General features: G+C 71.7%; 11 protein-coding genes and 1 tRNA gene. 8 read left to right on the forward strand and 4 right to left on the reverse strand.

Going from position 1 to position 13,402, the window contains the following annotated elements; translation table 11 throughout:
- Positions 1–242: 242 nt before the first annotated feature.
- The 3 genes from DEJ19_RS05155 to DEJ19_RS05165 all read left to right on the forward strand — a co-directional run bounded on the left by DEJ19_RS05155 (position 243) and on the right by DEJ19_RS05165 (position 3,445).
- Positions 243–1,532, forward strand: a complete 1,290-nt coding sequence (locus DEJ19_RS05155; RefSeq protein WP_258377494.1) for an ABC transporter ATP-binding protein — start codon at positions 243–245, stop codon at positions 1,530–1,532.
- Positions 1,508–3,079: an ABC transporter permease gene (locus DEJ19_RS05160; RefSeq protein ID WP_111234227.1), complete on the forward strand. Its 1,572-nt coding sequence runs from the start codon at positions 1,508–1,510 to the stop codon at positions 3,077–3,079. The genes DEJ19_RS05155 and DEJ19_RS05160 overlap by 25 nt, the downstream gene beginning before the upstream one ends.
- A 105-nt stretch (positions 3,080–3,184) precedes the next feature.
- Entirely contained in the window at positions 3,185–3,445 is a 261-nt protein-coding gene (locus tag DEJ19_RS05165) for a DUF3039 domain-containing protein (protein ID WP_099051947.1), read from the forward strand.
- A 171-nt stretch (positions 3,446–3,616) separates the two neighbouring features.
- Here the strand turns inward: DEJ19_RS05165 and DEJ19_RS05170 are convergent, their stop codons facing one another.
- Positions 3,617–4,906, reverse strand: a complete 1,290-nt coding sequence (locus DEJ19_RS05170; protein WP_111234228.1) for a nicotinate phosphoribosyltransferase — start codon at positions 4,904–4,906, stop codon at positions 3,617–3,619.
- A gap of 115 nt (positions 4,907–5,021) precedes the next feature.
- Here DEJ19_RS05170 and murI point away from each other — a divergent pair, with 115 nt between their 5' ends.
- From murI to rdgB, 3 genes are read left to right on the forward strand one after another with little or no spacing between them, the layout of a single operon-like run.
- Entirely contained in the window at positions 5,022–5,867 is an 846-nt protein-coding gene (murI, locus tag DEJ19_RS05175) for a glutamate racemase (RefSeq protein WP_027464600.1), read from the forward strand.
- Positions 5,864–6,601, forward strand: a complete 738-nt coding sequence (gene rph, locus DEJ19_RS05180) for a ribonuclease PH (RefSeq protein ID WP_027464601.1) — start codon at positions 5,864–5,866, stop codon at positions 6,599–6,601. The genes murI and rph overlap by 4 nt, the downstream gene beginning before the upstream one ends.
- Complete coding sequence (gene rdgB / locus DEJ19_RS05185) at positions 6,598–7,191, forward strand: RdgB/HAM1 family non-canonical purine NTP pyrophosphatase (protein ID WP_111234229.1); 594 nt, start codon at positions 6,598–6,600, stop codon at positions 7,189–7,191. Before rph ends, rdgB begins: the two co-directional genes overlap by 4 nt.
- 95 nt (positions 7,192–7,286) lie before the next feature.
- Here rdgB and DEJ19_RS05190 read toward each other — a convergent pair whose 3' ends face one another.
- The 3 genes from DEJ19_RS05190 to DEJ19_RS05200 all read right to left on the reverse strand — a co-directional run bounded on the left by DEJ19_RS05190 (position 7,287) and on the right by DEJ19_RS05200 (position 9,693).
- Positions 7,287–7,994, reverse strand: coding sequence for a DedA family protein (locus tag DEJ19_RS05190; RefSeq protein ID WP_027464603.1), 708 nt, complete (start codon positions 7,992–7,994; stop codon positions 7,287–7,289).
- Between the two features lie 144 nt (positions 7,995–8,138).
- Positions 8,139–8,219: transfer RNA gene (locus DEJ19_RS05195), tRNA-Leu, on the reverse strand.
- Positions 8,220–8,385: 166 nt separating this feature from the next.
- Positions 8,386–9,693, reverse strand: a complete 1,308-nt coding sequence (locus DEJ19_RS05200) for an MFS transporter (RefSeq protein ID WP_111234230.1) — start codon at positions 9,691–9,693, stop codon at positions 8,386–8,388.
- Positions 9,694–9,749: 56 nt separating this feature from the next.
- On the opposite strand from DEJ19_RS05200, the gene mnmA reads away from it, so the two are divergent.
- Positions 9,750–10,856: a tRNA 2-thiouridine(34) synthase MnmA gene (mnmA, locus tag DEJ19_RS05205; protein ID WP_031259645.1), complete on the forward strand. Its 1,107-nt coding sequence runs from the start codon at positions 9,750–9,752 to the stop codon at positions 10,854–10,856.
- A gap of 66 nt (positions 10,857–10,922) precedes the next feature.
- The gene (ligA, locus tag DEJ19_RS05210; protein WP_111234231.1) at positions 10,923–13,253 is read left to right on the forward strand and encodes an NAD-dependent DNA ligase LigA; all 2,331 of its coding nucleotides are present in this window, start codon (positions 10,923–10,925) and stop codon (positions 13,251–13,253) included.
- The last annotated feature ends 149 nt before the right edge of the window (positions 13,254–13,402 follow it).

Genomic DNA, 13,402 nt, shown 5'->3' on the forward strand with positions numbered 1-13,402 from the left:
AGTCTGCGCTTCCAACGTCCGAGTTGCCCGAGAACCGGTCGCGTCGACGTGGTCGTCGCAGCGAGGAGGCTGCCGGGATCGCCTGCTGGAGCAGGTTTCCAAGTGGTGAACACTCCTTCGTGCCCTGGTGAATGATACGGAAACACCCCCTCGCGGGGTACGGGTCTGCGTGCTTCGTACTCAATTCGTGACCCTGGCCGAGACGGTTCCCGACGGTCGGAGAGCGTTGGTACGGTGGGTCGATGCCAGCGCGAGCAGAGAACGAGGACGTGTACGCCACGGCCGACGCTGCCTGGATGACCGAGGCGGGGGACGCCGACGACGCGGACACCGCCGCGGCTGCTGAGGACGACGCAGCCGACGACGACACGGGGGACACTGATGCGGACGACGCCGCCACTGATGACGCGATGACCGACGGGACGGCCGTCCGCACCGACGCGACGACGGAGAACCACTCGGACGACGCGACGACCGGCACCGACGCGACGCCCGGCACCGACGCGACGACCGAGACCCGCACGGACGACGCGACGACGGACAACCGCACCGACGACGCGACGGCCGCAGCGCCCCGCCCCGCGAAGGCGCGCAACGGCAAGGGACGCACCAAGCGCCCGACGAAGGCCGCCCCGCGGACCGACGCCGCGCCTCCCGTCCCGACCGACGCGGACGACGCGACGGACGTCGCCGACCGGGCGAGCACCGCCGCGCCCGCGGCGAAGAAGCGTGCGCCCCGCACCGCCGCCCCGAAGCAGCCGCAGACGCTCCAGCCCGTGGTGCTCGCAGCGAGCGGCCTGGTCAAGCGGTACGGGCAGACCCTGGCCGTCGACGAGGTCGACCTCGAGATCCGGCAGGGCTCCATCTTCGGCGTGGTCGGCCCGAACGGCGCCGGCAAGACGACGACCCTCTCCATGATCACCGGACTGCTGCGCCCCGACGCCGGCTCGGTGACGGTGCTCGACCACGACGTCTGGGCCGACCCGACGGCGGCGAAGCGCAGTCTCGGTGTGCTGCCGGACCGGCTCCGCCTGTTCGACCGGCTGACCGGCGCGCAGCTCCTCTACTACTCGGCCACGCTCCGTGGGCTCGACGGTGCCACCGCCCGGAAGCGCAGCGCCGACCTCGCCGAGGCCTTCGGGCTGGGCGAGGCGCTCGGCCGCCAGGTCGCCGACTACTCCGTCGGCATGGCGAAGAAGATCGCCCTGGCCGCGACCCTGATCCACTCGCCGCGGGTGCTCGTGCTCGACGAACCGTTCGAGTCGGTCGACCCGGTGAGTGCGGCGACGATCACGGACATCCTGCGCCGGTACACCCGGGGTGGCGGCACGGTCGTGCTGTCCAGCCACTCGATGGAGCTCGTGCAGCGCACCTGTGACTCGGTCGCCATCATCGTCGGCGGCAAGGTCCTGGCGTCCGGCACCATGGCCCAGGTCCGCGGGCGCAAGAGCCTCGAGGACAAGTTCGTCGAACTCGCTGGCGGTCGTGTCGTCGCGGAGAGCATGGAATGGTTGCACAGCTTCTCCGGCTGAGGGCGGACCTGCTCGCGGGCGAGGTCCGCGGCACCGCCCGCCGGTCCGTCGCCGTCGTGCTCGGGAGCCTCGCCGGGCTCCTCGCCGCCGTGTTCGTCGCGTCGCAGACCATCGCCCTCGGTGACGCCGACCCGGACGTCGCACGTGCCGTCATCGTGCCTGTCGGTACCCTGATCACCTTCGGGTTCACGGTCGTGCCGCTCGTCGTCGGCCGGAGTGACCAGCTCCACCCGCGGCGTTTCGCGGTGTTCGGCATCGAGCGCCGTCGCCTGGCGATCGGACTCGTCGTCGCCGGCCTCGTCGGCATCCCGGTGATCGGTGTGGTCGTCGTCGCGGTCGGCCAGGTCGTCGCCTGGGCTCGCGACCCCGGTCTCGGGCTGCTCGCGGTGCTCGGCGGGCTGCTCGGCGTCGCCACGTGCGCGCTCCTCATCCGGGTCTGCTGCACCGTCGGCTCCCGGCTGATCGGGCCGGACCGCTCCCGCGACGCCGGGTGGCTGGTGGCCCTGGTCATCATCGCGCTCTCGATCCCGACGGTGGCGCTGCTGCTGCGCGTCGACTGGCTCGACCCGCAGGGCGCCGAGATGCAGCGCGTCGCGGACGTCGCCGGGTGGACCCCGTGGGGTGCCGCGTGGGCCGTGCCCGCCGAGGTCGCGAGCGGCCACGTCGGTGCCGGTGTCCTGAAGCTCCTCGTCGCGGTCGTCGTCGTCGCGCTCCTCGCCTGGGCGTGGTGGGCACTCGTCGGCCGTGCGCTCGAGACCGTCGACGACCGCGCCCGCACCCGCCGCTACCAGGGCCTGGGCTGGTTCGACCGGTTCGGTTCGGCCCCGGTGTCGGCCGTCGCCGCCCGGGCGCTCACCTACTGGGTCCGCGACCCGCGGTACCGCACGTCGTACCTGATCATCCTGCTCGTGCCGATCGTCGTCATCCCGCTCGGTGTCGCCGGGGTGCCGTGGCAGTGGACCGCGCTCGTGCCCCTGCCGCTGATGGCGCTGATCGCCGGGTTCCTGCCGCACAACGACGTCTCGTACGACAACACCGCCGTGTGGCTGCACGTCGCCTCGGGTGCGCCCGGGTGGAGCGACCGGCTCGGTCGTGTCGTGCCCGTGCTGGTCGTGGGGGCGCCCGCGATCGTCGCCGGGGCCGCGCTGTCCGCCCGGCTGTTCGGAGACTGGGCCGCGTTCCCGCTGCTCATCGGCGTGAGTGCGAGCGCGCTGTTGTCCGGGCTCGGGTTGTCGAGCGTCCTGTCCGTGCTCATGCCCTACCCGACGGTGCGGCCGGGCGACCACCCCTTCCAGCAGCCCCAGGCCGCCGGCGTCACCGCCACGGTCGCGCAGGCGTCCATGGTGATCGGCATCGTGCTCTGCACGGTCCCGGCAGCCTGCCTCGCGGTGCTGGCCGTCGTGCAGGGTCCGGAGCCCTGGTCGGTGCTGACGCTCCTGGTGGGCATCGGGGTCGGTGCCGTCGTGCTCGTGATCGGGGTCTCCGCCGGCGGACGCCTGTTCGACCGTCGCGGCCCCGACCTGCTCGCCGCGGCACAGCGCAACTAGCGGCACAGCGCAACGAGCGGCGCAGCGCACCGAGCGAATCCGCGCGACGATCGCCCAGCGCGGACGAGCGGCGCGCCCGATGGCGGACCGTCGTACCCTGGACCCATGAGCATGACGGAACCAGGCGGCGGCCTCGACGTGATGGACCGGGAGCTCGAGAAGCTCCTCGAAGACGAAGCGATCGAACCCGGTGACCACGAGCGGTTCTCGCACTACGTCAAGAAGGACAAGATCCTGCAGTCGGCCCTGTCCGGCAAGCCGGTCAAGGCCCTGTGCGGCAAGAAGTGGATCCCGGGTCGCGACCCGGAGAAGTTCCCGGTCTGCCCGGACTGCAAGGCCATCTACGAGAAGATGAAGGCCGAGTAGACGCGACCAACAGACGGACGGGAGGCCCGTGGCGACGCCGCCACGGGCCTCCCGTCCGTCATTCAGTCGCTTCGTGAGCAGCAATGGTCGGGTCCGTCACGCAGACCCGGCCATTGCTGCTCACGAAGCGGCGACGGGGCGCGCGAGGTGACGCGCACGCGTGCGCGCGCCCTAGATCACCAGGGTGGGGATGGCGGGGTCGCCGCGCCCGATGCGCGACGCGTCGGCGGGCAGCTCCGCCTTCGCGCGCTTGTGGTGCGCGCGTGCGGCCTCGACGCCCTGCGTGCCGAGGAACGCCGGGTCGACCTCGCCGCCGGTGACCACGGGGACCAGCAGTGGCCGCTCGTCCGGCCCGACCTGCGCACCCGTGAGCACGATCTCGGCGGTGGCGACGCCGTTGCGGAGTCGTCGGCCCGCTTCCTTCCGGCCGCCGATCGACGCCTTGTCGGCCGACTTCTTGGCGACGGGGACCCAGTCGCCGCCGTCCGTGTCCCGGTGCGCGACGAGCTTGAACACCATGCCGGCGGCCGGGTGCCCTGAGCCGGAGACGACCGAGGTGCCGACGCCGTACGAGTCGACCGGGGCGGCTCGGAGCGCGGCGATCGTGTACTCGTCGAGGTCGTTCGTCACCGTGATCTTCGTGCCCGTCGCGCCGAGGCGGTCGAGCTGCGCACGCACGGCGGCGACGACGGACGGCAGGTCACCGCTGTCGATCCGGACGCCGCCGAGCTTGCCGTCGGTGAGCCGGACGGCCGTCTCGACCGCGGCCTCGATGTCGTAGGTGTCGACGAGCAGGGTCGTGCCGCTGCCGAGCGCGTCGAGCTGCGACCGGAACGCCTGCTCCTCGGAGTCGTGCAGCAGCGTGAAGGCGTGCGCGGCGGTGCCCATCGTGGGGATGCCCCAGGTGCGCCCGGCCTCGAGGTTGCTCGTCGCACCGAAGCCGGCGATGTACGCGGCACGAGCGGCGGCAACGGCGTTCCACTCACCGGTGCGGCGGGAGCCCATCTCGGCGAGTGGTCGGCCGTCGGCGGCGGACACCATCCGGGCCGCGGCCGAAGCGATCGCGGAGTCCGCGTTGAAGATGCTCAGGGCGAGGGTCTCGAGCACGACGGCCTCGGCGAAGGTGCCCTCGATCTGCAGGATGGGGGAGTTCGGGAAGTAGACCTCGCCCTCCCGGTAGGCGCGGACGTCACCGCTGAACCGGTAGTCGGCGAGCCACGCGGCGGTGCCGGCGTCGATGACGCCGCGGTCGCGCAGGAACCCGATCTCCTCGTCGCCGAAGCGGAAGTCGCTGAGGGCGGTGAGGAAGCGTCCGAGCCCGGCCGCGACGCCGTAGCGGCGGCCGTCCGGCAGCCGCCGGGCGAACACCTCGAAGACGCATCGGCGGTCGGCGGTGCCGTCCTTCAGGGCGGCGTCCACCATGGTGAGCTCGTACTGGTCGGTGAGGAGCGCGCTGGTCACGTCTCCGACACTAGTGACGTACCGGTGGGGAGGCCCGGATCACCCCGTGCGCCCGGCCTGCGTGGCGCGCGTGGTCGCGTCGGTGCTGGTCGGCCTGCGTCGGTACGCTGGTGCCGTGACGGATGCACCGATCGGAGTCTTCGACAGCGGGGTCGGCGGCCTCACCGTGGCCCGCGCCATCATCGACCAGCTCCCGCGCGAGAGCATCCGGTACGTCGGCGACACCGTGCACTCGCCCTACGGCCCGAAGCCCATCGCCGACGTCCGCCGCTACGCGCTCGAGGTCATGGACGACCTGGTCGAGCAGGGCGTGAAGGCGCTCGTGATCGCGTGCAACACCGCTTCGTCCGCCGTGCTCCGCGACGCCCGCGAACGGTACGAGCAGGCGTACGGCATCCCCGTGGTCGAGGTCATCCAGCCCGCGGCCCGCGCCGCCGTCAAGCAGACCCGCACCGGCCGCATCGGGGTCATCGGCACCGTCGGCACCATCGCGTCGCGCGCCTACGAGGACGCCTTCGCGGTCGCCGCCGACGTCACGCTGACCACCGCCGCGTGCCCCCGGTTCGTCGAGTTCGTCGAGGCCGGGGACACCTCGTCGCCGTCGCTGCGCGAGATCGCGGCCGGCTACCTCGACCCGATCCGTGCCGCCGACGTCGACACCCTCGTGCTCGGCTGCACCCACTACCCGCTCATGTCCGCCGCGATCCAGTTCGTCATGGGTCCGGAGGTCACGCTCGTCTCCAGCGCCGAGGAGACCGCGAACGACGTCTACCGCCGGCTCGTGGAGCACGGGCTCGAGCGCACCGCGACCACCGCCCCGACGTACTCGTTCGAGGCGACGGGCGACGACAAGAACGGCTTCATCCGGCTCGCCCGGCGCTTCCTCGGTCCCGAGGTCTCGAGCGTCGGCCACCTCCAGACGGGGGCCATCACGCTGCCCCGCACCGAAAGGACCCCATGACCGACAACCTCCGCGTCGACGGCCGCACCGCCACCGACCACCGTCCCGTCACCATCGAGCGAGGGTGGAGCACGCAGGCCGAGGGCAGCGCGCTCATCTCCTTCGGCAACACCAAGGTGCTCTGCACCGCGTCCTTCACCAACGGCGTGCCCCGCTGGCTCGCCGGCAAGGGCACCGGCTGGGTCACCGCCGAGTACTCGATGCTGCCGCGGTCGACGAACGAGCGCATGCAGCGCGAGTCCATCAAGGGCAAGGTCGGCGGCCGCACCCACGAGATCTCCCGCCTCATCGGCCGTTCGCTCCGCGCGGTCGTCGACACGAAGGCCCTGGGTGAGAACACCCTCGTCATCGACTGCGACGTGCTGCAGGCCGACGGCGGCACCCGCACGGCGTCGATCACGGGCGCGTACGTGGCGATGGCTGACGCGATCGAGTGGGGCCGCGCCAAGGGCTTCATCGCGAAGAAGGCCACCCCGCTCACCGACAGCGTGCAGGCGATCTCGGTCGGCATCGTCAAGGGGGAGCCGATGCTCGACCTCGCCTACACCGAGGACTCCGCCGCCGACACCGACATGAACATCGTCACGACGGGGTCGGGAAAGTTCATCGAGGTGCAGGGCACCGCCGAGCACGCGCCGTTCGACCGTGACGAGCTGAACGTCCTGCTCGACCTCGGCCTGGCCGGCAACCAGTCGCTCGCGGCGATCCAGCGTTCGGTCCTGGGTCTGGCGTGACGTCCCGCGAGGTGGTGCTGGCCACCCACAACCAGGGCAAGGTCGTCGAGCTGCGCGAGATCCTCGGGTCGGCGCTGGGCGAGGGAGTCGAACTCGTCGGCTACGACGGCCCCGAGCCGGTCGAGGACGGCGACAGCTACGCGGCGAACGCCCTGATCAAGGCGCGTGCCGCCGTCGCACGCACGGGGCTGCCGGCGCTCGCCGACGACTCCGGGATCGCCGTCGACGCCCTCGGGGGCGCACCGGGCATCCACTCGGCCCGCTACGCCGGTACCCGCTCGGACGCCGACAACATCGCGCTGCTGCTCACGAACCTGCAGGGTGTCGTCGAGCGGACCGCCGCGTTCGTGTGCGCAGCGGCCTTCGTGACGCCCGACGGTCAGGAGCACGTCGTCGAGGCGGTCTGGAACGGCGAGGTGCTGACCGAGCCCGTCGGTGACGGCGGCCACGGCTACGACCCGGTGTTCCGGCCGGACGACGCCGACCGCTCGTCGGCGGAGCTCACCCGCGACGAGAAGAACGCCCTGTCGCACCGCAGCAAGGCGTTCCGGGGCATCGCGCCGATCGTGCGGGAGCACTTCGGCGTCTGAGCACCGGCGCGCTCGTCGTCCCGCACAACCGAAGTCGCCCCGAACCACGTGATCGCGTGGTTCGGGGCGACTTCGGTTGTGCGCCGGTGCTGCGGCTAGAGCGTCGGGTCGACCGTCGGGGCCGTGGTGGCCTCGGCCTCGTTCGTGTGCTTCGCCTTGCGGGCGTTGCGCAGGTACGTCAGCGCCATCGGTACGACGGTCACGACGACCGCGGCGAGCAGGATGATGTCGATGTACTCGCGGACGATGTGCGCCACGAACGGGATGTGCCCGATGAAGTACCCGAGGAACGTCACGCCGACGCCCCAGACCACGGCGCCGATCGCGTTGTAGAGCGAGTACTTCTTGTAGTCCATCCGGCCGACGCCCGCGGCGATCGGGGCGAAGGTGCGGACGACCGGCACGAAGCGCGCCAGGATGACGGCCAGCGGGCCGAAGCGGTGGAAGAACGCGTTGGTGCGCTCGACGTTCGCCTTCGAGAAGAGCCCGCTGTCCTTCCGCTCGAAGATCGGTGGCCCGGCCTTCTTGCCGATGTAGTACCCGAGCTCACCGCCGAGGAACGCGGCCGCGCCGATCATCAGCGCCGCGACCCAGATCGGGATGCCCCCGATCTCGCCACCGCGGTCGAAGGCGAACAGGCCGGTGATGACCAGCAGGCTGTCGCCCGGGAAGATGAAGCCGATGAGCAGACCGGTCTCGGCGAACACGATCGCGCAGACCACGAGCACGGCGATGGCCCCGAAGTGGTCGAGGATGTACTGCGGATCGAGCCACGGGATCAGGGCGAGTGCGACGGAGTGCATGGTTCTTCCGGTCGTGGAGCGGGAGTCACGGGGAGGACTCCCGCGGGATGAGGGTACCGCCCGGAAGTGACCGGGCCATCCCTCGCAGGGTTGACCTGCACGAGGCGTGCGGATGACCGCAACGGTGCGCCAGGAGGGACTCGGTGCGGAAGGAGGGACTCGAACCCTCACGCCTGGGGCACAGGAACCTAAATCCTGCGTGTCTACCGATTCCACCACTCCCGCGAGCAGCGGCAGTCTACCGAGCGCGGGGTGCGGGGCGGACGTGCGCCGGGCCTCCAGGCCGTGGGACGCACCGTGCGCGGGACGTGACGTGGTGCGAGGAACCGGACGTGGTGCGGGGTGGGCCGAGTGTCACCGAGTACGGAACCTCGCACGGGACGGCAGCGCGTCAGCGCAGCGGGCGCGGCAGGTACCGGGGCACGTACCGGAGCAGGATGCCCGCGCCGACCAGGCCGAGCACGCCCATCACCCCGCTCGCGACGGCGATGGACGCGACGGCGGTCACGCCGGAGATGAGGAGCGGCGCGGCCGCCGACCCGAAGTCGCCGGTGAACCGCCACGCCCCCAGGAACGGTGCCGGGGCGTCGCGCGGTGCGAGGTCCGCGCCCAGCGTCATGAGGATGCCGGAACCGACCCCGTTCGCCAGGGACATGCCCATCGCGATCGCGACGAACCAGCCGACCCGGGCGTCCAGGTGGCCGCTCCAGGCGAGGAGGAAGTAGCTGATGCTCAGGCCGAGCATGCAGGGCAGGGCGCTCGCGAGCCGTCCCCACCGGTCCATGATCTGCCCGCTCGTGTAGAACAGCGCGAAGTCGACGGCTCCGGCGATGCCGATCACGAGGGCCGCGGTCGAGTCGTCGAGACCGACGCTCACCGCCCAGAGCGGCAGGATCACCTGCCGTCCGGCGCGCATCGCACCGATCAGGCCGGCGCCGCTGCCGAGCCGCAGCAGGACCGCCGCGTTCGCGCGGATGGTGCGGAAGAGGCCCTGCGCCTCCTGCTGGACGAACTGCGCCCCGGTGTCGGCGGGCGGTTCGGTCGCGTGGTCGCTCGCGTCCGTCGCGTGGTCGGTCGACAGCCGGGAGGCCCGTGGCGGCAACCGCAGGCCGCGTGTGCCCGTCGCGGGGTCGCGCAGCACCAGGAGCACGGTCGCCGCCGCCAGGCAGCAGACGACGTGGATCCAGAAGGCGCTGCTGGTGGTGCCGGTCAGGTGGATGACGCCGGCGGCGATGAACGGGCCGACGAAGTAGCCGAAGCGGAAGACGCCGCCGAGGCTCGACAATGCTCGGGCCCGGATCCGCAGGGGGATCGCGGTGGTCATGTAGGCGTGCCGGGCGAGGGCGAACACCGCGGTGGAGACACCGACCAGGAACACCCCGAGCGCCAGGACCCAGGCGTTCGCGGCCGTCGTGGCGACCACGAGCCCGACCACGGACACGAGCGCGGCGCCGATCATGGCGTTCCGCTCGCCGATGCGGGCGACGACGATGCCGGACGGCACGTCGCCGATGAGCTCGCCGACCAGGATGAGCGAGGCGACGAAGCCCGCGAACGCCAGGCTGGCACCGAGCGAGTCGGCCGCGATCGGGATGATCGGGATGATCGCGCCCTCACCGATCGCGAAGAGCGCAGCGGGCAGGAACCCGGACAGCAGGACGGACCGGAAGTCGAATGAGTCGTTCCCCGTCGTGGCCATCGCCCGACCAACGGTACGCCAGCGGTACCGCTTCGTCGGCGGGTTACCCTGGACGCATGCGTGTTCTTGCGGCGATGAGCGGTGGTGTCGACTCGGCGGTGGCCGCAGCCCGGGCGGTCGACGCCGGCCACGACGTGGTGGGTGTGCACCTGGCCCTGAGCCGGATGCCCGGCACCCTGCGCACCGGCAGCCGCGGGTGCTGCACCATCGAGGACTCGATGGACGCCCAGCGCGCCGCGTCGGCCCTCGGGATCCCGTACTACGTGTGGGACTTCTCGGCCCGGTTCAAGGAGGACGTCGTCGACGACTTCGTGGCCGAGTACCAGGCCGGCCGCACCCCGAACCCCTGCATGCGCTGCAACGAGCGGATCAAGTTCGCGGCGCTGCTCGAGAAGGCACTGGCCCTGGGCTTCGACGCCGTCGCGACCGGGCACTACGCGTCGATCGTCACCGGTCCGGACGGCTCCCGCGAGCTGCACCGGTCGGCCGCGTGGGCGAAGGACCAGTCGTACGTGCTCGGCGTCCTGACCGCCGAGCAGCTGCAGCACGCGATGTTCCCGCTCGGCGCGACGCCGTCGAAGGACGAGGTCCGGGCCGAGGCCGCCGAGCGCGGGCTGACGGTCGCCCAGAAGCCGGACTCCTACGACATCTGCTTCATTCCGGACGGCGACACCCGCGGCTGGCTGGCGGACCGCGTCGGCACCGCCCCCGGCGAGGTCGTCGAGCGTGACGGCACGGTCGTCGGCTCGCACGAGGGCGCCACCGGCTACACCGTCGGACAGCGCCGCGGCCTGGCCCTCGGTCGCCCGGCACCGGACGGCAAGCCCCGGTTCGTGCTCGAGATCCGCCCGAAGGACAACACCGTCGTCGTCGGCCCGAAGGAAGCCCTCGCCGTCACCTCGATGTCCGGCTCACGGTTCACCTGGGCGGGCACGGCGCCAGCCGACCCCGCGACGCCGTTCGCCTGCGACGTGCAGATCCGCGCGCACGCCGACCCGGTGCCCGCGACGGCTCGGGTGCAGGACGACGTGCTCGTGATCGACGTCGACGAGCCGCTGCACGGGGTCGCTCCCGGGCAGACGGCTGTGGTCTACGTCGGCACACGGGTGCTCGGCCAGTGCACGATCGACACCACGGTCAGCGCCGTCCCCGTCGACGCCTGACCCCGCCGCTCCCGGGGCACACGCTCGCTGCACGCCGCGTCGGTGGTGCACGGTAGAACTGATGCCATGAGCGAGACCGACGCGACGTTCGAGACCATCGACCCCGACGGGCTCGACGCCGCCCAGGCCGCGCGCGAGGTCGACCGGTTGCGCGCCCGCGTCACCGAGCTGCGCCACGACTACTACGAGGGCAACGCCTCGCCCCTGTCGGACGCCGACTACGACGCCCTGGTGCACCGCCTCGACGCGATCGAACGGCGGTTCCCGGAACTCCTGACGCCTGACAGCCCGACGCAGACCGTGGGTGGGCAGGCGCAGACGACGCAGTTCGCACCGGTCGAGCACGCCGAGCGCATGCTCTCGCTCGACAACGTCTTCAGCCCCGACGAGCTGACCGAGTGGGCCCTCAAGGTGCAGCGGGACGCCGGTGCCGAGCGGGTGCGGTTCCTGACCGAGCTGAAGATCGACGGCCTGGCGATCAACCTGCGGTACGAGCACGGTCGGCTCGTCTCCGCCGCCACCCGCGGTGACGGCGTGGTCGGCGAGGACGTCACCGGCAACGTCCGCACGATGGGCACGATCCCGGACCGCCTGTCCGGCACCGGTCACCCGCCCCTGGTCGAGGTCCGGGGCGAGATCTTCTTCCCGGTCGCCGAGTTCGACGAGCTCAACGCCAACCAGCGCGAGGCGGGGGAGCGCGTGTTCGCCAACCCGCGCAACGCCGCCGCCGGGTCCCTCCGCCAGAAGGAAGAGGGCAAGTCCGAGGCGAAGCGGGCACTGATGGTCGACCGGCTGCGGCGTCTGCGGATGCTCGTGCACGGCATCGGGGCGTGGCCCGTCCGTGAACTCGAGCAGGGCACCGACGTCCGCAGCCAGTCCGAGGTGTACGAGCTGCTGCAGACCTGGGGCCTCCCGACGAGCAGCCACTACCGGGTGTTCGACACCATCGACGAGGTCAACGGCTTCGTCCGGACCACGGGGGAGCGCCGTTCGTCGGTCGAGCACCAGATCGACGGCGTCGTCGTGAAGGCCGACGACCTCGCCCTGCACGAGGAACTCGGGTCGACGTCGCGGGCGCCGCGGTGGGCGATCGCCTACAAGTACCCGCCGGAAGAAGTGCACACGACGCTCACCGACATCGTGGTCAGCGTCGGCCGCACCGGCCGTGCCACCCCGTTCGCGGTGATGGCCCCGGCCGAGGTCGCCGGGTCCGTCGTCCGCCAGGCCACATTGCACAACCAGCAGGTCGTCAAGGCGAAGGGCGTGCTGATCGGCGACACGGTCGTGCTGCGGAAGGCCGGCGACGTCATCCCCGAGGTGCTCGGCCCGGTGGTCGAGCTCCGTGACGGCTCCGAGCGCGAGTTCGTGATGCCGACCAACTGCCCCGAGTGCGGCACTGAGCTCGCCCCCGCGAAGGAAGGCGACATCGACCTGCGCTGCCCGAACGCGAAGAGCTGCCCGGCGCAGGTGCGCGGTCGGGTCGAGCACATCGCTTCGCGCGGGTCGCTCGACATCGAGGGGCTCGGCGAGGTCGCGGCCGCGGCGCTCACGCAGCCCCTTCGCCCGGAGACCCCGCCGCTCGTCACCGAGGCCGGACTGTTCGACCTGACGATGCAGGACATCGTCCCGATCGAGGTCATCGTCCGCGACGCCGAGACCGGCATGGAGAAGGTCGACGACGACGGCACCCCGAAGCGCGTCACGCCGTTCAGTCGGGCGCGCAAGAAGACCGACCCGCCGTTCGACCCCGAGGCACGCGGCGCCGACTACACCGGTGAGCCGAGCCGCTACCCGTCGAAGAACGCGTTCGAGATGCTCGCGAACATCGACGCGGCGAAGACGAAGCCCCTGTGGCGGATCCTGGTCGGCCTGAGCATCCGCCACGTCGGACCCGTCGCCGCCCGGGCCCTGGCGAACCACTTCGGGTCCCTCGACGCGATCCGGTCGGCATCGCGCGAGGACCTCGCCGCCGTCGACGGGGTCGGCGGGATCATCGCCGACGCCCTGCTCGCCTGGTTCGATGTCGACTGGCACCGCGAGATCATCGACCGCTGGACCACGGCCGGCGTGCAGTTCACCACCCCGGGCCACCCCGGCCCGGGCAGCGCCGACGTCGAGGGCGGCGTGCTGAGCGGCGTCACCGTCGTCGCGACCGGGTCACTCGAGGGCTACACGCGCGAAGGTGCGCTGGAGGCGATCATCACCGCCGGTGGCAAGGCTGCCTCGAGCGTGAGCAAGAAGACCGACTTCGTGGCGGCCGGTCCGGGTGCCGGTTCGAAGCTCACGAAGGCCGAGCAGCTGGGCGTCCGGATCATCGACGCCGAGCAGTTCCACCTGCTCGTGACCGAGGGGCCCGCGGCGCTCGCCGAACCGGAAGCGCCCACGACCGAGGACTGAGGACCGACCGGGGCACACAGCACGCCCGGTCGCATCCGCTGAGCGCGGCGCGCCGTCGAACGCGCCCAGTTCGGGGGACAAGTTGCATCGCGCATGGATGATCCGCGGACATCTCCATAGACTCGACCGAGCATCACCCGTCGTCTGCA

The sequence above is a fragment of the Curtobacterium sp. MCSS17_016 genome, from assembly GCF_003234255.2.
GTDB lineage: Bacteria > Actinomycetota > Actinomycetes > Actinomycetales > Microbacteriaceae > Curtobacterium > Curtobacterium flaccumfaciens.